The organism is Oceanobacillus zhaokaii (assembly GCF_003352005.1).
Taxonomy (GTDB): domain Bacteria; phylum Bacillota; class Bacilli; order Bacillales; family Amphibacillaceae; genus Oceanobacillus; species Oceanobacillus zhaokaii.
This window is the reverse complement of record NZ_CP024848.1, coordinates 1,290,111-1,310,656: the sequence shown is the minus strand read 5'-3', so window position 1 is coordinate 1,310,656 and position 20,546 is coordinate 1,290,111. Positions and strand designations below refer to the sequence as shown.

Annotated in this window: 19 protein-coding genes, 1 tRNA gene and 1 riboswitch; of the genes, 4 read left to right on the top strand and 16 right to left on the bottom strand. The window is 37.4% G+C overall.

Annotation, left to right across the window (positions count from 1 at the left end):
- Positions 1-7: 7 nt before the first annotated feature.
- The 9 genes from CUC15_RS06630 to CUC15_RS06590 form a co-directional block, all read right to left on the bottom strand.
- Positions 8-946: a nucleoside hydrolase gene (locus tag CUC15_RS06630; protein ID WP_114915903.1), complete on the bottom strand. Its 939-nt coding sequence runs from the start codon at positions 944-946 to the stop codon at positions 8-10.
- A gap of 251 nt (positions 947-1,197) precedes the next feature.
- Positions 1,198-2,550, bottom strand: coding sequence for an LLM class flavin-dependent oxidoreductase (locus tag CUC15_RS06625; protein WP_114915902.1), 1,353 nt, complete (start codon positions 2,548-2,550; stop codon positions 1,198-1,200).
- Positions 2,551-2,625: 75 nt separating this feature from the next.
- The gene (locus CUC15_RS06620) at positions 2,626-3,474 is read right to left on the bottom strand and encodes a MetQ/NlpA family ABC transporter substrate-binding protein (RefSeq protein WP_114915901.1); all 849 of its coding nucleotides are present in this window, start codon (positions 3,472-3,474) and stop codon (positions 2,626-2,628) included.
- 33 nt (positions 3,475-3,507) lie between these two features.
- Positions 3,508-4,158: a methionine ABC transporter permease gene (locus tag CUC15_RS06615; RefSeq protein ID WP_114915900.1), complete on the bottom strand. Its 651-nt coding sequence runs from the start codon at positions 4,156-4,158 to the stop codon at positions 3,508-3,510.
- The gene (locus CUC15_RS06610) at positions 4,100-5,179 is read right to left on the bottom strand and encodes a methionine ABC transporter ATP-binding protein (protein WP_114915899.1); all 1,080 of its coding nucleotides are present in this window, start codon (positions 5,177-5,179) and stop codon (positions 4,100-4,102) included. The genes CUC15_RS06615 and CUC15_RS06610 overlap by 59 nt, the downstream gene beginning before the upstream one ends.
- Positions 5,180-5,210: 31 nt before the next feature.
- Positions 5,211-6,029 carry a MetQ/NlpA family ABC transporter substrate-binding protein gene (locus CUC15_RS06605; RefSeq protein ID WP_114915898.1) on the bottom strand — a complete coding sequence of 273 codons (819 nt, stop codon included), beginning with the start codon at positions 6,027-6,029 and terminating at the stop codon, positions 5,211-5,213.
- Positions 6,030-6,072: 43 nt separating this feature from the next.
- Positions 6,073-6,594, bottom strand: a complete 522-nt coding sequence (locus CUC15_RS06600) for a GNAT family N-acetyltransferase (protein WP_242985962.1) — start codon at positions 6,592-6,594, stop codon at positions 6,073-6,075.
- Between the two features lie 81 nt (positions 6,595-6,675).
- Positions 6,676-7,674: an LLM class flavin-dependent oxidoreductase gene (locus CUC15_RS06595; RefSeq protein ID WP_114915897.1), complete on the bottom strand. Its 999-nt coding sequence runs from the start codon at positions 7,672-7,674 to the stop codon at positions 6,676-6,678.
- Positions 7,675-7,976: 302 nt separating this feature from the next.
- Positions 7,977-8,147, bottom strand: coding sequence for a YezD family protein (locus tag CUC15_RS06590; protein WP_205317667.1), 171 nt, complete (start codon positions 8,145-8,147; stop codon positions 7,977-7,979).
- Positions 8,148-8,240: 93 nt separating this feature from the next.
- Positions 8,241-8,343: riboswitch (SAM riboswitch) on the bottom strand.
- A gap of 302 nt (positions 8,344-8,645) precedes the next feature.
- On the opposite strand from CUC15_RS06590, the gene CUC15_RS06585 reads away from it, so the two are divergent.
- The 4 genes from CUC15_RS06585 to cydS all read left to right on the top strand — a co-directional run bounded on the left by CUC15_RS06585 (position 8,646) and on the right by cydS (position 12,188).
- Complete coding sequence (locus CUC15_RS06585; RefSeq protein ID WP_114915896.1) at positions 8,646-9,410, top strand: NRDE family protein; 765 nt, start codon at positions 8,646-8,648, stop codon at positions 9,408-9,410.
- A 284-nt stretch (positions 9,411-9,694) separates the two neighbouring features.
- Positions 9,695-11,041, top strand: coding sequence for a cytochrome ubiquinol oxidase subunit I (locus tag CUC15_RS06580; protein ID WP_114915895.1), 1,347 nt, complete (start codon positions 9,695-9,697; stop codon positions 11,039-11,041).
- Entirely contained in the window at positions 11,038-12,063 is a 1,026-nt protein-coding gene (locus CUC15_RS06575; RefSeq protein ID WP_114915894.1) for a cytochrome d ubiquinol oxidase subunit II, read from the top strand. Before CUC15_RS06580 ends, CUC15_RS06575 begins: the two co-directional genes overlap by 4 nt.
- Positions 12,064-12,068: 5 nt before the next feature.
- Positions 12,069-12,188: a cytochrome bd oxidase small subunit CydS family protein gene (gene cydS / locus CUC15_RS20830; protein ID WP_423241364.1), complete on the top strand. Its 120-nt coding sequence runs from the start codon at positions 12,069-12,071 to the stop codon at positions 12,186-12,188.
- A gap of 483 nt (positions 12,189-12,671) precedes the next feature.
- On the opposite strand, the gene cydC is transcribed toward cydS, so the two are convergent.
- From cydC to CUC15_RS06535, 7 genes are all read right to left on the bottom strand, one after another.
- On the bottom strand, positions 12,672-14,396 hold the full coding sequence (cydC, locus tag CUC15_RS06565) for a thiol reductant ABC exporter subunit CydC (protein ID WP_114915892.1): 1,725 nt from the start codon (positions 14,394-14,396) through the stop codon (positions 12,672-12,674).
- Positions 14,393-16,123: a thiol reductant ABC exporter subunit CydD gene (gene cydD / locus CUC15_RS06560; protein WP_114915891.1), complete on the bottom strand. Its 1,731-nt coding sequence runs from the start codon at positions 16,121-16,123 to the stop codon at positions 14,393-14,395. The genes cydC and cydD overlap by 4 nt, the downstream gene beginning before the upstream one ends.
- Before the next feature lie 227 nt (positions 16,124-16,350).
- Complete coding sequence (locus CUC15_RS06555; RefSeq protein WP_114915890.1) at positions 16,351-17,568, bottom strand: MFS transporter; 1,218 nt, start codon at positions 17,566-17,568, stop codon at positions 16,351-16,353.
- 104 nt (positions 17,569-17,672) lie between these two features.
- Positions 17,673-18,065 (bottom strand): hypothetical protein, encoded by a 393-nt coding sequence (locus tag CUC15_RS06550; protein WP_114915889.1) that lies wholly within the window; start codon positions 18,063-18,065, stop codon positions 17,673-17,675.
- A 283-nt stretch (positions 18,066-18,348) separates the two neighbouring features.
- A tRNA-Lys gene (locus tag CUC15_RS06545) sits at positions 18,349-18,421 on the bottom strand.
- A 239-nt stretch (positions 18,422-18,660) separates the two neighbouring features.
- Complete coding sequence (locus CUC15_RS06540; protein WP_114915888.1) at positions 18,661-18,882, bottom strand: YdbC family protein; 222 nt, start codon at positions 18,880-18,882, stop codon at positions 18,661-18,663.
- A 143-nt stretch (positions 18,883-19,025) separates the two neighbouring features.
- Positions 19,026-20,483: an amidase family protein gene (locus CUC15_RS06535; RefSeq protein ID WP_114915887.1), complete on the bottom strand. Its 1,458-nt coding sequence runs from the start codon at positions 20,481-20,483 to the stop codon at positions 19,026-19,028.
- Positions 20,484-20,546: the final 63 nt, after the last annotated feature.

Here is a 20,546-nt window from a genome sequence, read left to right as displayed (position 1 = left end):
CCCTCCTTTAATTCTCTCTTGCCAAATCGGTAAGATAATTAAAGAATCGGTCACGATCTGCTTCGTATACTAATTGAACTGCTCGTCCATCTGCTGATAGCTCTGTCTTCCCTTGACTTGGTCCATCTGCATGCACAACGGATTTCACTTCTTTTTTCTTCACAAGGCCTTCATCACCAATTGTTGCTGTCGTTAAGACATCCCATAGGAAGTAGGTTGAATTCGTTTGAAAATGTACAAGTGGTGGAACCATCGCATAACATTGGCCAACGAAGTCAATTCCTAAATCTGTCCGTTCAGCAGCCCATTTGTCGCGGATATCTAATGTCAATGGCACCATGTTTGTACTTTCAAGTGCAACAAGATCAATTTTAATTTTACTATCCCAGACGACCTTTACTGCTTCAGGATCCCAAAATGCATTCCATTCAGCAGTGCCGTCATGTTCAGGTTCTTCTACATTCCCCTTTTCCAAGAATGTTCCACCCATCCAAGCAAGTTTCTCAATCTTTTCTTCAATATCCGGCGCTTCCTCTAATGCACGAGCAAGATCTGTTAGCGGCCCAACGAAGACTAATGTAACTTTTTCCTCACTATTACGAAGCGCTTCGATTAAATGCTTGTGCGCTGGTAATGTTGCTTCTTTTGTTTTTACTGGCTTAAACTCATTTAAAATAGGTAAAGCATCTACTAGAAATGCATGCATACGCCAATCCTTAGGAAATGGATTCTTCCCGCGTGATGTTGATGCCGCTACTTCAATCTCCTTGCCTTTTCCAAAACGATCGATAATTTTCCTACTTGCTGATACAGCAGGCTCTAAATAACAATCTGCCGGGATTACACCTACTCCAATCAATTCTATATCTTCCATTTTCAATAATAGAAATAAGGAAATTAAATCATCTACGCCACCATCGTGGTTTAAGTATACTTTTTTTGTCATTTACATCTGCTCCTTCACAATTCCGAAAATTCAATTTAATTTGTCTTAATATGTACTAATCTTCTCCATATTATAGAGATTTTAATAGGCGGTCAAGAAGAAATGGAGCGAAATTCATTCATTAAAACTGAAATTTCCTCAAAAGTAATAGTCGATCAGCTAAAAAAGCTGATCGACTATTACTTTTCTTTACTAAAAGATTCGAAGGCATATCATCTCTATCACCCTATTACATGAAATCTTTCCTCATTTCAAGCTTTTGATTTATATGACTCTTCCGTTACAAATCGATTTCTCGGTTTTTTTAATCCGAGATGGTCACGTAATGTCTCACCTTCATAATCCAAACGGTATAAACCTCTTTCCTGCAATATCGGAACAACTAAATTAACAAAATCCTGCAAACCACTCGGCAACAAAGGAAATTGAATCATGAACCCATCTGCTGCTTTCTCCGTAAACCAACTCTCTATTTCATTCGCAACTTGTGTTGGTGTCCCAATGAACGCGTCCCGCTTTGCAGCGCCAAAAAATCTCGTATACAGGTCGCCAACCTTTAGATCTTCTTCATCAATAATCTTCTTCATTTCATTAAATTGGCTTTGAATGCTATTTACTTCCGGAAAATCTACTTCTTTTGCAGGCGTATTTAAGGTGTATTTTGAAAAGTCTACGTTTCCCATATAGCCTGAAACAAATTTCAAACTTTCATATGGATCAATAAGATTTTGTAATGCTTCATATTTTTTAAGTGCAATTTCCTCTGTTTCACCGATAATTGGCGATATTCCATGGAAGATGTGCAACTCATCCTCACTTCTGTCAAAGTCCTTTAATTGCGATTTTAGTTTTTTGTAAAATTGCTTTGATTGTTCTATATTATCCCAATGTGTGAAAACTACCTCTGCTGTACGTGCTGCTAGTCTCTGTCCTGGAATCGATGCCCCTGCTTGAATAATAACTGGTTGCCCTTGAATCGATCTGGCAATATTTAACGGTCCTTTTACAGAGAAATACTCCCCTTTATAATGAAGTTCATGAACTTTCTCTGGATTAAAAAACTGTCCGGTTTCTTTATTGTAAACAAATGCATTATCTTCCCAAGAATCCCATAACCCTTGGACAACATCAACGAACTCTTCCGCACGTTCATAGCGATGATCATGTTCCCAGTGCTTTTCACGACTGAAGTTCAAAGCAGTTTGACCAGTAGCATCGGCAGTCGTTACAACATTCCATGCAGCACGACCATTACTTATATGATCAACAGAAGAGAATTGACGAGCAAGGGTATATGGTTCACTATACGTTGTCGAAGCAGTAGCTCCTAACCCAATTTTTGTAGTCGCAGCAGCTAAAGCTGTAATTAGTACAATTGGATCAAAGCGATTTAGTATTTGCGGATGTGATTCATGATTAATCGCCAAACTATCAGCAACAAATGCAATATCAAATTTTCCTATTTCAGCAATTTTTGCTTGCTTCGTTAATTCATCAATATCAATACTAGCTTTGGGATTTGATGTTTTATGTCGCCATGAAGAAACATGCATGCCTGATCCAACTAAATACGCTGCAAGTTTTATTTTCCTGTCTTGGGGCATTTTCATCTCTCCTTTTCCAATCTATTTTAATTATCCTGAAATAAACAAGTATCTATCATAACTTCTCTATTCTCCTTATTTGGCCGAATACGTATCTTTATAGCTGCTCAATTCTTCCAACGTTATAAAGGTTGGAAGATAGTTGCCTTTATATGTCTCCTTGATGAATTCAGCTGTTTCGTCCGATTGATAGAGTTTAACTACTTTTTGGAACGTTTCATTATCCTTTTCTTCATTTCTAGCTGCAATGACATTGATATATGGTTTTGCTGTTTTACTTTCATGAATCAATGCATCTTTTAATGTTAGATCTGCCTCTAATGCAACACCATTATTAATGACTGAACCAGCAGTGTCCTCCATGACACGCGGGGCATTTGCACTGTCTACTGGAACGATTTCTATATTTTTGGGGTTTTCTTTGATCTTATCTGCACCACCATTACCATCAAAATTATCTACTACCTTTAATATTCCCGCTTCTTGCAAAAGCAACAATGCTCTTCCCCAATTAGGGGCATCGTTAGGAACTGCAATTTGCGCCCCATCTGGAATTTCATCTACGGAATCATATTTGTCAGAGTACAAGCCAAGCGGAGCAATAATCGTTGTCCCGATTGGAACAATTTCTGAAGCCGTATTTTCATTAAAGGAATCTAGATATGCTACATGCTGGAAAGCGTTGATATCAATATCCCCTTCTACTAAAGCTTGGTTAGGGTCATATGCAGATGAGAAATTAACAATTTCGATTTCCCATCCTTCTTCACTTGCACGCTCCTTTAAATATTCCCATGTTCGCAGTTCTGAATTTCGAATTCCGACTTTTACTTTTGACTGTTCTACTTCTGCATCTATTTCATTGGAACATGCAGCTAGAAATAAACCAAGGACTAGTAGTATAGGAAAAATCCATTTTTTCATATTTCACACATTCCCCTTCCGTTACTTTATTAGTTACACCCTTCTTAACTTTCTTTCCAACCTGTTCCCTATACTTTGAATTCCTTGAACTAAAATTACTAATATAATAACGGTAACTAGAATCGTAATTGTACTAAAGCGTTGATAACCATAAGTTATGGCTACATCGCCTAAGCCCCCACCGCCAATTGCTCCTGCCATTGCCGTCGCTCCAATTAAGCCAATTGTTGCAGTAGTTATACTTAAAATTAACGAAGAAAAGGCCTCAGGAAATAAAAACCGGTAAATAATTTGAAATGGTGTCGCCCCCATTGCCTTAGCAGCCTCAATAATTCCTTCATCTACCTCTAACAGGGAATTTTCCACAAGTCTTGAAAAATATGGTCCAATATGAAGCACAAGAGGGACAATCGCCGCTGTCGTGCCAATTCCAGTTCCTACAATTAACCTTGTCAAAGGAATAATAGCTACAAGTAGAATAATAAAGGGAATCGACCTAAAAATATTAACAATTGGATTGACAATCGAAAATATAAAACGGTTTTCCAAAATATGTCCTTTCCTGGTGACAACCAACAATATTCCTAAAAATATCCCAATAATCCCTCCAAAGAAGAGTGAAACACTAACCATGTAGAGCGTTTCCCATAAGGCGTTCAAAACTAACTCTGCACTGACTTCCATCTTCCATAACCTCCTTTACCTCAATATCTTGATCAACAATAAACCGTATTGCTCGTTGAATTTCATGATGTTCACCACTAAGTTCAACAATTAAATTGCCAAATGGAATCCCTTGCAGCTCAGTGATATTTCCAAACAAGACATTGATTTCTACTTCATAAACTTTCGCTATCTTAGAAACGATTGGTTGCCCCGAATCTGCTCCAAAGAATTCAATCTTAAAGATTCGACTATGATTCTCGTATTCTTTTAATAGTTTATATACACTCTCAGGTACTTCGTCTCGAATAACAGATTTAACAAAATTTCTAGTCGTGTCTGTTTTTGGATGTGCAAAGATTTCAAAGACACTACCCGCTTCAATAACATGACCATTCTCCATGACGGCCACCCGATTACAAATTTGTTTAATTACCTCCATTTCATGTGTAATAATCAATATCGTAATTTTGTATTCCTCATTTATTCGTTGTAATAAATTGAGTATTGATTTTGTCGTTTGTGGATCTAAGGCAGATGTTGCTTCATCACATAATAATATATATGGATTCGTGGCTAACGCTCGCGCAATCCCGACACGTTGCTTCTGACCTCCAGATAACTGATCCGGATAATTCCTTGCTTTATCCTCTAATCCAACAAAGCGCAGAATTTCATGCACTCTCTCTTGAATGTTTTTCTTCTTATTTTTACTTAATATTAGTGGCATTGCGACATTATCAAAAACGGTTTTGGAGTTTAATAGATTAAAATGCTGAAATATCATGCCGATATTTTTCTTTGCCTCACGAAGCTGCTTTTCAGACATATTTGCAAGGTTTTTCCCTTCGACAATAACATTACCTGAAGTAGGATATTCTAATAAATTGACAGTACGAATGAGGGTACTCTTCCCTGCCCCACTGAAGCCAATCACTCCAAAGATATCTCCTTTTTCTACGGTTAAATTAATATCTTTTAATGCTTCAACTCTATTCTCACCGCTATCAAATACTTTTGACACTTGATTAAACTCTATCAATGTATACCCTCCTATTCTCGTAATCTATTTATTAGAATGCAGGTACTACTGCACCTTCATATTTTTCCGAAATAAAGTTTTTAACCTTTTCCGTAGTTAGTGCTTCGGCAAGCTTTTGAATCGATTCACTGTCTTTGTTGTCAGGACGAGATACTAAAACATTGACGTATGGAGAGTCAGCTCCTTCAATGATTAATGAATCTTCTAATGGTTTAAAATCTGCTTCTAACGCATAGTTTGTATTGATTGCCGATGCTTCTACATCATCAAGTGAATGAACTAAAAGTGGTGGATCAACCGGAACAAATTCTAAATTCTTATCATTTTTAGTAATGTCTTCGAGTGTATAATCACCTGATTTGGCATCATCCAATTCGATAATTCCATTTTTTGCAAAAAGCGTGAGTGCTCTTGAAAAATTGGATGGATTATTCGGAATAGCTATCTTTGCCTCATCAGACAATTTCTCAATTGAATCAATCTTTTTGGAATACACACCAAATGGCTCAATGTGAATACCTTTGACAACCACTAAATCTAACCCGCTGTCCTTGTTCACTTGTTCTAAATACGGTGTATGCTGAAAGAAGTTTGCATCTAAATCCCCATCTGCTGTCTGTTGGTTTGTTTGAATACCATCCGTAGAACTCACTATTTCCAGCTTCAAACCATCTTTTTCCAAATCAGGTGCAATAAACTCTAAAATTTCCGCATGTGGTACAGAGGAAGCACCAACTTTCAATGTCACTTCTTCATTTTCAGCAGCTGTCCCTGCTTGATCTCCGCAGCCCGCCATTACAAATAGCCCTACAGTAATAAATGCTAAAAGGAATCCTTTTTTAATCTTCATTTTTACCACTCCAATTTCCACTTATTTTTTTACCTATCTAATCTCACAGAATATCAAACCGATAGCATTTCGATAGAATACCGTTTCTGGAAAAATCCTTTGAGACATCTCTTACGAAACCCAGCTTTTCATATATTTTTATTGCATTGACCATGAAGTCGGTTGTATGCAGATACACGTGAGATTCTCCATGTACTTCGGCATTTTTTATAACTGCTTTTACTAGTTCTGTCGCAACACCACGACCTCTTGCATTTGGATGAACTCCTAGTAAACGAATGATTGGTGCTTGAATTTGAAGTTCTGGTAGTTTGTATGCCTTTTCCGCTGTCTGAAATAGCTGCAAGCTGCCTAGGATGTCATTATTAAGTTTGGCTACAAAAATTTTATCTACATTGGGATTGTCTATTGAAGAGACAATTATATTTGCATAATCCTTCCAACCTTGTGGTGTGTAATATTCCTCGTACTGTTGATAACTTTCAAGCAAAACATGACGGAGCCTTTCAATCTCATTTGGATCCAACTCATTGACAGTAATTGGGTTGCTCATTAATTTACTCATTATTACCCCCTATGCAGATGATTTTAGTAAGATTAAAAGCGAAATATGCTACTACTTGCCAACTTTCTTGTTTATGTTTGTTTAAGTGTTTGCCGTTACCTGAAGCGGACTCATTAATTCAAAAGAACGAAAGCGTTCGACTTCCCTTTGTATTGGTGTATGCAATACGAATTCGTCTATTTGATAAGCATTATGAAGCCTCGTTAATTCTTCATTCACATATGCTTGTGTCCCAGCTATTATATCTGCCTTTCTTTCTTCAATTTCAAATGGTCCTTCTGCTTGTTTTTCAAATGCCTTTACTTGGCTCTCTGTTTGCACGGTTAGTGTCCGCCCATCATGAAGATGAAGCGTAAATATCTTATGATTGATTACTAACGTCTCTGCTTCCTCTTGAGTAGGTGCTGCAAGTGCTGCCACAGCTACAATGAAATTTCCTTCACTAAAATTAATTTTATACTTATCAGAAGCTTCTTTTAACACCTTCTCATCACTATTTAAAAATTTAGCAAACACAAAATTAAAACCTAATTCAGCGGCAAACTTAGCACTATTAGCACTTCCTCCGAGCAAATAAAGTTCAGGTTTCTTTGCTGGCTTCGGTAAAGCTTGAATGCCTGATAGTAAATGGTCCTTTTCTAGAGAATCATCGATTAATTTTTTCAAAAAGATTAATCGCTCATCAAAATCTTTCCCATGATTTAATGTGCCAAACTGTAATGCTTTTGTAGATAAAGGAAATCCTCCCGGTGCCTTACCAATACCAAGATTTACCCTACCAGGAGCAAGCGCTGATAAAACATGAAAATTTTCTGCAACCTTATATGGACTATAGTGCTGAAGCATCACTCCTCCTGATCCAATTTGAATGGAATTTGTTCGTGCTAATAAATGTGCTATCAACACTTCGGGTGAAGAACCTGCCACTTGTTCCATATGATGGTGTTCCGACACCCAGAATCGAGAGTACCCCCATTCCTCAGCTTTTTTTGCCAATTTAATAGTAGATTGTAGTGCCTCTTCAGCTGATTGCCCTTCAAAAATAGGGCTCTGATCAAGAATTCCTAGTTTATTACTCATTTACTATCCTCCAATTTTTCAATTTTTGACAATGTTCATTACATCCAATACAGTGAAATTGTATTCAGTAGGGGGGTTCTTTTCATCCCCTACTGAATATTAATTGAACCAATCGGGCCGTTATTGGCTGTAAGACTCCCACTTATTATTTTCGAGTTTACTCAATTCTTGAAGTGGGAGTCTTACAGCCGGTTACACTGCGATAAATGGCAAAAGACATCCTCCCATTTCAATTTGAATAGGAAGATGCCTTTAGTTGTCTAATCGGCATACTTTATTAAATTTATATGTTTCGATAATACCTAAGAGTTGATTTTCTTTGTCTTTTTCCCTTGGACTGCATAACGTTTCTTTTCAGTTGTCTCTACCTGTGTAATTTCTCCCTCATGAACTGTAATAACTAACGAGCCGTATTCTAAATTTCTAATTGCTAAAACAATGTCTTCAATTTTTTTATTATCAATAATCGCCAAAATAATTCCCCCTTTATTTGACATAAATGATATCCATAAAAAAACCTCTTCTTATAATTGATAAGAAGAGGGAAAAGATCAAGTCCTATACCCTTCTTATCTTTCAAGCATAATGCTTGCTGGAATTGGCACAGTACCAATATGGTCTGTTGCCGAGGTATCAAAGGGCCAGTCCCTCCACCTCTCTGGATAAGAATAAAATTATTTAATTTTTATTATACTATGATGCGTTAATTTAAATGGCACCTAATTTCTACTAAATCAATTTCACTAAAAGATACTTGAAAAATCCTAAAAAATTTAATATCACATTAAAAAGCTGTGTTTAATTAGTATTCATTTTCTACATATTATCTTCTGTTTTAATATCTGTCAAGGGTGAATTTTAAAAAAATTTCCATCAAAATACCTAACTTTGAAAAGTCCGGATATTTTGATAATAAATATACGGTTCAAGTATAATAAGAGGAAAAGCTAGATTAGAGGAGAATAATATCGATGTGCTTAATCAATTTCCATTTTAACAATCATCCAACATATAAACTAATCATTGCAGCTAATCGCGATGAATTTTATCAACGTCCAACCGAATCTGCACATTTTTGGGAAGACGAACCAGAAATACTTGCGGGTCGTGATTTGGTGCAAATGGGTACTTGGCTTGGAATCTCGAAGCAAGGACGTTTCGCTGCATTGACTAATTTCCGCGATCCCAAATTAAAGGAAAACGCGAAGATATCCAGGGGCGAGATTGTTCGCCAGTATTTAGCTACAAATACTCCAACAGTAGATTTTCTTGAAATGTTAAAAATAGACCGTGATAACTACGCTGGATATAACTTAATCTTTGGCAGTGTGGATGAGCTTTTCCATTATAATAATATTTTGGGTGAAGAAAATAGAATTGGAACCGGGACCCATGCATTAAGCAATCATACATTAAACACTCCTTGGCCAAAAGTCTTAAAAGGAAAAAGGATGTTACATGACTATGTAATGAGGAATACTATTGTGAAAAACAATGAGCTATTTAAGATTATTTCCAATGCAGAGATAGCTGATGATAAAGAGTTACCGCAAACAGGGATGGGAATAGAGTTAGAAAGAATGCTTTCCCCTTTGTTTATTAAAACACCTGAATATGGGACACGCTCCTCAACCGTTTTGCTAGTAGATCATCAAAACCATGTGACATTTGCTGAACGAACTTATTTGAAAGGGGAATTTCTAAAAGAAGAAACCTACTCCTTTCAGCTGAAATGATTTCTAGAGAAATAAATTTTCATCGGAATATGTTAGTAAAGAAATGAAATAGGGGAATATTAATATAGTAGATGACTAAGGGTAACAATACTTTAAGAGATACAAGAATGTTGCCCTGTTCACAAATCATTCATCATAAGTTTGCAATATTGTCATATATAATCACGTTTAATATTGTGTTTTGAGCTACAATAAATGGATGATTGTTAATTAATTCACAAGTTGCTTGCAGTTGTAAAAGAATGATTAACTTGTACAAACGTAATTTAAGGAGGCAGATAAATTTGTTATTTGATGATCCAGTATTCGCAAGCAGATTATTAACCTTACTGACTCTTTCATTCCATATTATCTATGCGACGATTGGTGTGGGTGTTCCACTGTTTATAATGATCGCGCATTGGCTTGGAATTAAGAAAAATGACTACCACTACATAATGATGGCCAAACGATGGGCGCGAGGGTATCTCGTTACAGTAGCTGTTGGTGTAGTGACTGGAACCATCATTGGCTTACAACTATCGCTATTATGGCCTAACTTTATGGAGCTTGCGGGCAATATTATAGCATTGCCTCTATTTATGGAAGTCTTTGCATTTTTCTTTGAAGCAATCTTCTTAGGGATTTATTCGTATACATGGGACCGTTTCGACCAACGGAAACATTTCTTGCTGCTTATTCCAGTTGCCATCGGTGCAGGATGTTCCGCTCTATTTATTACGATTGTAAATTCGTTTATGAATGCTCCGCAAGGCTTTGATATTATCGATGGACAACTTGTGAATGCGAACCCATTACTCGCTATGTTCACAGCAGCAATGCCGACAAAGGTGTCACATGTTTTAGCAACAGCATATATGACTGCAGCCTTTATGCTTGCAGCAATTGCAGCATATAAACTAATTAAAGGCTCGAATCATGCCTATCATAAAAAAGCACTTCATATGACAATGAAAATAGGACTTATATTCTCAATTGCAACAGCAATAATTGGTGATTTGTCAGGAAAATATTTAGCAGAATATCAACCCGAAAAATTAGCTGCTGCTGAATGGCATTTTGAAACAGAAGAAGGCGCACCACTCTTAATGTATGGAATACTAGACGAAAATCAAGAAGTGAAATATGCGATTGAAATTCCGTTTGCATTAAGTATTTTGGCACATGGATACCCCACTGCTGAAGTAATTGGATTGGATCAATTTCCAGAGGAAGAAACGCCACCTCTTATCATTCATTATTTCTTTGATTTAATGGTTACAATTGGTGGATTTATGGTTGGGTTAGCTTTAGTTTATTGGCTTGGAATGAAGCTGGCGTGGTCGTTTGTAAAAGCGAATTGGTTCCGCTGGATTATCGTTCTTGGTGGCCCGCTTTCCTTTCTGGCAATTGAAGCCGGCTGGTGGATGGCTGAAGTTGGACGACAACCATGGATCCTTCGCGGGATAATGACCGTAGAACAAGCTGCAACATCAAGTGATTATGTTGGATTAATGTTTATTTTGTTCGCAGCCCTATACCTCGTATTAGGAATCGGAACCATTGTCGTACTTCGTAGGATATTTAAAAACAATCCTGTAGAGGCAGAGCTCAAGCGCTATGAAGTAAAACAGGGTGGTGAAACGAAATGAGTTTAGAAATATTAGGTATCTCCGTACTTTGGACGTTTCTGTTCGGTTATGTGATGCTTGGTTCGATTGATTTTGGAGCTGGTTTCTTCAATGCTTACAGTATTATTTCGGGCAAACAGCATATTTTATCAAAAATTATCCAGCGATATTTGTCACCTGTCTGGGAAGTAACAAATGTATTTTTCGTATTCTTCTTTGTTGGGATTGTAGGTTTTTTCCCGAAATCCGCCTTTTATTTTGGAACAATCCTGCTTGTGCCTGCAAGTCTAGCGATTATCTTGATGGCAATTAGGGGCTCCTATTACGCCTTTGAAACATATGGAACAAAGGGACATAAAGGATATGCATTTATGTATGGAATATCAGGACTACTAGTTCCCGCTGCATTATCTGTTGTGCTTGCAATTACGGAAGGTGGATTTGTTTCCATTGTTGATGGAAATCCTGTTCTCGATTATTGGGCGTTATTTACAAGCCCATTATCCTGGTCAATTGTTGTATTAGCACTTGCAGCAGTACTATATATATCAGCCGTTTTCCTCACCTGGTATGCAAACAAAGCTGGTGACATCGGGGCAACAAAGTTAATGAGAAAATATGCCTTATCATGGGCTTTTCCCTTAATTGTTGCTGCTGGTGGAATCATTTTTGAACTCCGTTTTCATAGACCGGGTCACTATGAACGTATGCTTGATTTATGGTGGATGTTCGGTCTATCAGCGATTCTTTGGGCAGCTACCGTCTGGCTCCTATGGAAGCAAAAAAATTACGGTATCGCTGTTTGGCTATTAATTGGACAATTCGCGCTAGCCTTTTATGCGTATGGAGTTTCACATTATCCATACCTGCTGTATCCACACTTAACGATTCATGAGGGATTCACGAATGAAGCGATGGCAATTTCTCTCGTTGTCGTATTCATTCTAGGCTTTGTCTTGCTAGTCCCTTCGATTTATTTATTATTAAAACTATTTCTTTTCGACAAAGATTATGTCGAAGGCAATAAGAAGAAAAAGGAGTGAGCTGATTGTTAAGTGATTTTTTAATATTTGCTGCACCCTTTATCGTAATATTTGCTGCAATCATTATTTCATTCTGGGCAGCTAAGAATGATAACCGAATCTCAGAAGACGAAAGTAGTAAATAAGTGTATGAAAAACTGGCAAGCGCCCGAGTCGCTTGCCAGTTTTTTTAAAATATTAATTCTGCTGTTCTGAAAGATTGAATTCTTCTTAGGTGAAACAGTTGATATAAAATACGAATTAACTTAGGATATCAAATGCTCTTGGGCCAGCCGCTCCGAAAATACACTTCGCTTTCCGCGGGAGGCTGGTGAGCCTTCTTGTGCTGTCGCACTTGAAGGCTCACCGATGCCCTTCCTCCCGCAGGAGTCTTCGTGTATTTTCTCCACTGGATTGTGTGAGAAAAAATAAATTTCTATCCCCGTATTAGATAAAGCCACAGTTTCCTCTCTCACGGCTGCTGATTGTTGCGGAAAGCAGGAAACCCCTGCTGGAATAGCAATGTCATTCGATGGAGCAGACCATGTGCCCGTGGAAAGGCAACATCACAAGTAGTTCGCACGTTATCTAAACAACAACAAACTTAACTTGGCTAGTCTTAAACTAACTTATTGCCCTAAAAACACACTCTGTTCAATCATTTTCATCTCATAGAAGTAGCCTTGACGATTCATCAACGCTTCGAAGGTGCCACTCTCAATAACTTTTCCATGATCCATTACAATAATCTGATCCATCTTCTCGAGCCCTGTCAAACGATGACTAACGAGCACAAGCGTGTCCTCATTTGCTTTTTCAAAAATATGCTGATAAATTTTCTCCTCTGTTAATGCGTCTACTGACGAGGTTGGTTCATCTAACAGCCACAATGGGGCATTTTTCAGCATCGCTCTTGCGATTGCAAGGCGTTGCTTCTCACCGCCAGATAAATTATCACCCTTTTCTAGTACAGGATCTTCTAATGTAAAATGTCCTAGATCAACTTTTATCAATGTCTCTTGCATTTCACGATCACTCATTCCATCTTTGGCAAGCTGCAAATTATCGCGAATGGTTCCATAAAAGAAGTGATTTGCCTGTAATACAACATTCGTATTTTCCCAAATACTTTCCTCAGTCAAATCATTGATAGGGATATTATTTAATAAAATCTCTCCTTGATCAACATAAAAAAGATTTAGCATCAGCTGTAACAGCGTGGATTTCCCTGATCCACTTGGACCAACGATTGCTGTTTTTGAACCAGATTCAAGCTTTAAGGAAACATTTTCTAGTGTATGTCTTATCTCATCAGGAAAAGTAAATCGAATGTTCTTTATTTCTATTTCCGGTGCATTTTCTGGCTGAACATGCTTTTTCTTATCCGCATCCTTCCTCATTGGTTCATCACGAACGACAGAAGCCAGTCGTGAAGCTGCTTGTTTACTGTCCTGCATGTGACTGGGGAATATTGCCATTGGCGTCGTATTTTCAAATACGGTAAGTGATATCATCACAAGCATTGCCAAATAAATGCCATCAAGTTGTCCGTTATAGACTAAATATGATCCGACAGCAAGCACACATACTGTAATCATTAAAGATACAAATGTATTGATTGCTTGGCTGAACAAGTTGCTAACACTTTCCCGTTCCTGTTCCTGTAAATAGGCTTCCGTCGATTTGCTTAATTGTTTTTCTTTCCCCTCTAATTGCTGATAAATTTTCAAATCACGAAAGCCATAAAGAAATTCCGTAACATCCGTAGATAATTCTCCACGACTCTCTCTGACTTTCCATTCAACTTTACTCTGACGCCATGCAAAAAACGCTGGAACAAACACTGTCGTTAATAAGAAACCAACAATTAATACGAGCGAAACTGTGAATGAAAAGAATGTCGTGAAAAAGATGGTCCAGAAAAAGATTAATAATAAAACAATTGGCGGGTAAAAGACACGTAAGAAAAAATTTTGCAATGTCTCTATATCCCCAACAATTCGGGCAAGTAAATCCCCGCTTCGATATTTCCCAAAAATCGCGGGTGCTAAAGGTTCTAATTTTTCATAAAAAGAAACACGTAAATTACTTAGCATTGTAAATGTGCCACGATGCGAAAAATACCTTTCCCCATACCTGCTTAATGCAGAAATGATACCGAGCATCTTTACAGAGGCAACAAGAATCATCAACGTGTAAATTGGCGGAGCAAGTGCCGCTTTAGAGATTAAATATCCACTCGCCGAAAACAATGCTACCGCAGTTATTCCCGCAATAAAGCCACAAATAATCGAGAGGAATATATCTTTCTTTTCTACGAACAACACTTTAATGACCATTCTCAGGTCTTTCATTGTACCGCACCTCCCCGCTGTACAGTAACCATATTCCGATATGCTAACTCAGATTCTAATAGTTCGTTATGCCTGCCAGCTGCTAGTAGTTCTCCATTTTCAACATATAGTATTTTGTCTGCATTTTTAATTGTATGGAGTCGATGGGCAACAGTAATTACCGTTGAATTTCCAGAAAGTTCTTTAATGGATGCTTGCAAGATTCTTTCCGTTTGCAGATCCAGCCCTGTCGTTGGTTCATCAAAAAGAATGATAGATGGACGCTTTAGAAAAGCTCGGGCAATGGCTACTCGCTGTTTTTCCCCACCTGACAACCCACGCCCTGCTTCGCCAATTGGTGTATCAAAACCCTGCCCAAGTGAACCGACAAGTTCTGTAAGTCCAGCTTTTTCCGCTGCTTGTTCAATTTCCATTCGTGATGCATCGATATGTCCGCCAATTGCAATATTTTCTGCTATTGTCCCTGAGAATAAATACGGGTCTTGTGAAATATAACTAAGCTGATTAAACCAATCCTTCTCCCGATATGTTGATCGATTTTTACCATTAATCTTGATTTCCCCATCAGAAAGCGAAACAAGACCAGCGATTACATGCAGGAGCGTCGATTTGCCTGAGCCGGTTTTACCGACAATGGCGATTTGTTCATACGGTCGAATAGCAGCATGTATGTTTTGTAATGCAAAAGCATTCTCGCCGTAACTAAAGCTAACAGCATTTAATTCAATTAATGGCGGTGCATCCTTGCTCAAGCTCTCTTCACCAAAAACTACCGGCACGATTGTTTCTTCAAGCTCTTTCTCTAGTTTTTTAGCAGCCCCCATACTTCCACGTCCAGTATGAAATGCACTGCCAAGATCCTTTAATTTTGTAAAAAACTCTGGAGCCAGTACAAGCATTAAAAACCCTGTAAAGAATGTAATATCTTGAAAAATAATGAGACGGATTGCAACTTCTAAGGCAATAAGCCCAATACTCAGCATAGAAATAAATTCAAGTGCTAAAGAATTCGAGAAAGCCGTTTTAAGCACAACCATTGTTGCATCACGGAAATCAAGGCTACTTTTTTTTATTGCTTCCTTTTGTTCCGCTGAACGGCCGAATAATTTAAGCGTAGTTAATCCTTGCAGCGTATCAAGGAACTTACCGGAAAATGCTGCCATTTTGTCTAATTGCTCTTCCGCTTTATCCTTTGTATTAAACCCGATAATCATCATAAATATCGGAATAAACGGTGCTGTAAAAATAATTATAATTCCCGTAAGAGCATGCTCCATAAAGATAACAACGAGGAGCATAATCGGAATAATCGTCGATTGAATCACCTGTGGAATGTAATTACTAAAATAACTATCAATCTCATCCACTGTATCCATCATGACACTTACTTTCTGGCCGGATTGTCCTTGAAGTGAAGCTTGCATTGGATTTTTTGAAAATTTATGTAAAAGAGACCTGCGAAGATTCCATTTCACTTTCGAAGCCATCTTTATCCCAGTTCTTCCGCTTAGATAACTAAATAATGTTCGAGCGAGAAGAGCGACAATTAACCATAGCAAGTATGGAGTAATCTCTGAGAAGGAATTACCTTTTAGAAAAATACGATCGACGATGATGACAAATAAATAACTTTGTCCGATAATTGCTGCGCCAGTCAGCACAGCAGAGATAACGATTAAAACCATCTTCATCCTTTGCTCTTTAGCCATCGCCATAAGTCCTGCCATTGAATTAAGCCCTCCAGATCTAAAAAACTATAATAGTGAATTCTTTCACATAAGTATATATGATGGCAGTTCCTTAAGTAAAACAAATGCAACCTCGTTAACAATATTGTCATATTGGCTAATTTGTTTGCACTCATGCAGGAAGAAAGGAAGAGTGGTCCGCAGTCCTACAGAGAAATGTAAAACTGTTTGATTATATGCAAGGATCTTAGGTCCTTGCAGTAGACTCAATTATAATTGTATTTCCGTGTAGTTACTGGTTTTGTTCGAACTAAAAGAATAACGAAGCCCGAAACAAGTGCACTTATCCCCATTGCAATAAAAGCCACATTATAATTACCACCGAAAACGGTAATTAAGTATCCAGTAATAGTAGGAGCAAGAAAACCACCAATAGTTGACCCCATATTAATAATGGCAATCGACGAGCCAATCACTTCTTGCCGTATCAATTTATGTGGCCAACTAAATAAAGTAACAAAGACTGCATTTGATGAAAGTGTAAAAATAAACATCATAATAATTGATATAGTTAAGCTATTGGTCATGGCGAAAACGATACACGCAAGTGCACATACTATAATACTAATTAGAGCGAACCGTTTATCATTCCCTTTAAAAACTTTATTGACCAGAAAGCTTGAGCTCAGTGCACCAACACTCATTAAAATTGCATTGGTACTCAATATAATACTAATTTCTTTTATACCAAATCCGAAATTAGCCTCATAGAGTGATGGCAACCAGGAAAGGTAGCCGTACAGAACAATATTTAAAAATAGTAGTGCAGCAAATAAAATAAATACATTTTTATCTTTAAATACAACACTGATTGGGACCTTATCCGCCTTTTTCAATTGTTCTCCGTTAGGATTCTTACTCTCTTTTGGAAAAAAGATAAAAATCATAATAATTGAAACAACATATAGTATGGCTAGTCCAAAATATGCATAACGCCAGTTAATATTAATTAAAGAGGAGCCTAATGTAAAAGCAAGAATTCCACCAATGCCAGACGTTGATAAGATTAATGACTGGACAAACATCTTCTGTTTAGGCTGGATGTTATTTGCTACAACTTTTGTTGAGCTTGTTGGCACTCCAGCATGACCGAGACCTGAAATTAGTCGGATAACCATCAACAACACTAATGTGCTGACAAAACCGAAGAAAATGGTTGCTATCAGAATGGTACCAATCGAAATTAATAATACTTTTTTAGGCCCAATTTTGTCAGAGAGCCATCCACTTGGAAATTGCATCACAGTGTATCCTATGAAAAACATACTCATCAATAGTCCTGATTGGCTAGCAGTTAAACTCAGTTCTGCCTTCAATGGAATAATCGCTGTGGAAATCATATTTTTGTCCATATAAGTCAATGCATATCCAAGCATAATAGAGATGATCAACATGACATTATTTTTTGGCTTCTCTTGACTCACCTATTCCACCTCTTACATTCTCTAGTTTATCTATTTAGTAATACCCTAAAAAGGTCAAAAAAAAAAAGCAATTTCCACTTCATTTTTGTATAAAGAAGTGGAAATTACTTTCTCTTACTGATAAATTTGTTAATTGTATATATAACGAGCGCAATGAGTGCATAGATAATAAATAAGACTAGAAACCCTCTCAACCCTACTACAGCATCAGCAAATTCCATATTTCCACGATTCGTAATTGCTTGTTGCAGCTCAATCGCAAATACGAGAACAATCATCCCTGTAAATGTATAAATGAAAGCGTAAATGGTAACACTCCATTTCATTTTTTCAATTAGTTTAAAACTAAAATAAACTAAAAAGAAAGTAACCATGCCAACAATCCCAATAACCCAGAAATGGAGCTCTTTATCTGTCATATGCAGACCAAACAATCCTGTTAATATATCATGAATTTCATTTACAATTTCAGCCATAAGCATGACAAAATCTCTCATGTTTTCCTCCTATTAATTAGCTCTTTTCGTTACCTTACTTTTTGACAGCAATAGCTGTTAATCATTGCACTTATCTATCATTCTAGTAGGAAACGAGAATTTCTGCAAAAGTAAAGTGCACTAATTTGGTGAATTTGGATTCCTATTATCCAACGAGTAATCGATTGTCATAATTAACTAATAGGTTGTGATGTATTAGCAATGTTGATTTCCCCAGCAGCATACAAAAATGTATAATAAAAAAGCCAAGATAAGCAATTAGCCTATCCTAGCTTTAAGATGATGGGATATGTAGGGATCGAACCTACGACCCGCTGATTAAGAGTCAGCTGCTCTACCAACTGAGCTAATATCCCGTGTATTGAAGCGACTAGATTATAATATCATATAATTACTATGAATACAATACCTTTTGTTAATTTTTTTAATAAAAATTGCAGTTTGTAAAACTTCTTACTTACATAAATCACAACAGCTTTATGATAGGCAGCTGCTGATGTTAGAAATAATACAGCTAAAATTTTGACTAGAAAACTAAGGCCTAACCAAAGCTTTTTGCGACGGCCTTAGTTTCACACACGCTTTATGAAAGTTTTTATAGTTTCCTATCAGCCAAAATAGATTTTAAACTCTTTACTTCTTCCTCTGTTAATGTTATCCCTTTTCCCATCTTTTCTTTATTCGGCGCCCAATCTCTCAGGTCATATTTCGGGTCTCTTCCATTCCAACTAACAAGGTTTAACTCCTTTGTCCATCCTTTTGATGATTCTGATAGAACACCAACTGTTTCAATAATTTCATATTTTAATTCAGCCATCATTTTTCCTCCTTCAGTGTTCGTCTTGATTTGTGCACTCCTCGCTTTTGTCGAATACAAAGACTGGCTATTATTTTCTAGTTTCCCTATAATACCATTGGTTTGTCTTAATTGTAAGCTAAACTATCATTACTTAGTATAAACTATAATGCTGGTGGTTTCCGGTGCTTGGTTCCTTGCTCATAGGAATATGCAATTTCCAGTAAGGTTGGTTCTTGAAATGCTTTTGCTGTAAATGTAATGCCAACTGGTTCACCCAGAGCAGTAAACCCAGCCGGAACATTGATTGATGGATATCCTGCCTTGGCAGTCAGTAAGGCACCTTTATAGTCTGGAAATACAATCGCATCTAATGAATGCAGGTTTATTACTGCATCGATACCTTTGTCCCTTGAGTAGATTGCGTCATTTAATAAACTCCGTAAATATAGCGGTTCCGTTAATCTGCCACTTGTTTCTTCAGCTTGCAACAAAGTGCTTTGGCCATATTTCAATGCCTTTTCACCAATTTCCTCATTTTTAGCAATCACATCTTTTAAGCTGCGGATGCCTAGAGATGGGTCGATTGTTTTCAAATATGCATTGATACCAGTTTTGAAATCATGAAGCATAACATTAATATCACTAATCTTTTCAGCGAATGAAATCTCGATTGGGTCGATTACTTCTGCCCCCAATTTACGTGCATCTTCAATAGCCTGATCCATTATCGAGATCTTTTCCTTGCTTAGTTTGGCAAAGAAAGGTTCTCGTGCAATACCAATTCGCTTACCTTGCAGTCCATTTTTATTGAGAAAAGCTGTGAAATCCGCATGCATAAGCTCATTGCTGCATGTTACAGGGTCATTGGGATCTGCACTCATTAACACATTGAGTAAAATTGCTGCATCTCTAACTGTTCTTGCCATAGGCCCAGCCGTGTCCTGATTATGGGAAATGGGAATGATTCCACTGCGACTTACTAAGCCCAATGTCGGTTTAATACCTACAATGCTGTTCTGGCTAGCTGGACTCAGTATAGAACCCGATGTTTCCGTGCCAACAGAAACGACAGCCAAGTTTGCGGCAATCGCTGCCCCTGAGCCGGAGCTAGACCCGCCAACCGAGATTTTCTGCCCGTAAGGATTTAATGTTTTTCCACCTCTCGAACTATAACCTGACGGCATGTCTTCTGCTGTAAAATGTGCCCATTCTGTTAAATTTGTTTTCCCTAGAATAATTGCCCCTGCCTCTCTCAATTTTCCGACTAGGTATGCATCTGAACTAGCATACGACTCTGCTAAGACTATAGACCCAGAACTTGTATGCATCTTGTCAGCAGTATCAATATTATCCTTTAATAACACAGGAATACCATGTAAAATCCCTCTGCTGCCTTTTGTTTTTCGTTCATAATCAAGCGATCTTGCGATATGAATTGCTTCAGGATTTATTTCGATAATAGAATTTATGGAAGGACCGGATTGATCATAATTTAAAATTCTGTTTAGGTAGATCCTTACAACCTCTTCAGAAGTAATATCAAATTTAGCTAATTTCTGCTGAAGCGCATCAATCGTTATTTCTAATAGCCATTCAGGTTCTAGAATTAATTTTTCCATTATTATTTCCCCTTGATAATAATTTATTTCTACTATAAATAAGGATTCAAAAGGAGGCTAAAA

Excerpts from the sequence above, each read along its gene's own strand:
- CUC15_RS06630 (WP_114915903.1), bottom strand. The coding sequence starts at position 946 with ATGACAAAAAAAGTATACTTAAACCACGATGGTGGCGTAGATGATTTA.
- CUC15_RS06625 (WP_114915902.1), bottom strand. The coding sequence starts at position 2,550 with ATGCCCCAAGACAGGAAAATAAAACTTGCAGCGTATTTAGTTGGATCA.
- CUC15_RS06620 (WP_114915901.1), bottom strand. The coding sequence starts at position 3,474 with ATGAAAAAATGGATTTTTCCTATACTACTAGTCCTTGGTTTATTTCTA.
- CUC15_RS06615 (WP_114915900.1), bottom strand. The coding sequence starts at position 4,158 with ATGGAAGTCAGTGCAGAGTTAGTTTTGAACGCCTTATGGGAAACGCTC.
- CUC15_RS06605 (WP_114915898.1), bottom strand. The coding sequence starts at position 6,029 with ATGAAGATTAAAAAAGGATTCCTTTTAGCATTTATTACTGTAGGGCTA.
- CUC15_RS06600 (WP_242985962.1), bottom strand. The coding sequence starts at position 6,594 with ATGAGTAAATTAATGAGCAACCCAATTACTGTCAATGAGTTGGATCCA.
- CUC15_RS06595 (WP_114915897.1), bottom strand. The coding sequence starts at position 7,674 with ATGAGTAATAAACTAGGAATTCTTGATCAGAGCCCTATTTTTGAAGGG.
- CUC15_RS06585 (WP_114915896.1), top strand. The coding sequence starts at position 8,646 with ATGTGCTTAATCAATTTCCATTTTAACAATCATCCAACATATAAACTA.
- CUC15_RS06575 (WP_114915894.1), top strand. The coding sequence starts at position 11,038 with ATGAGTTTAGAAATATTAGGTATCTCCGTACTTTGGACGTTTCTGTTC.
- cydC (WP_114915892.1), bottom strand. The coding sequence starts at position 14,396 with ATGAAAGACCTGAGAATGGTCATTAAAGTGTTGTTCGTAGAAAAGAAA.
- cydD (WP_114915891.1), bottom strand. The coding sequence starts at position 16,123 with ATGGCAGGACTTATGGCGATGGCTAAAGAGCAAAGGATGAAGATGGTT.
- CUC15_RS06550 (WP_114915889.1), bottom strand. The coding sequence starts at position 18,065 with ATGAGAGATTTTGTCATGCTTATGGCTGAAATTGTAAATGAAATTCAT.
- CUC15_RS06540 (WP_114915888.1), bottom strand. The coding sequence starts at position 18,882 with ATGGCTGAATTAAAATATGAAATTATTGAAACAGTTGGTGTTCTATCA.
- CUC15_RS06535 (WP_114915887.1), bottom strand. The coding sequence starts at position 20,483 with ATGGAAAAATTAATTCTAGAACCTGAATGGCTATTAGAAATAACGATT.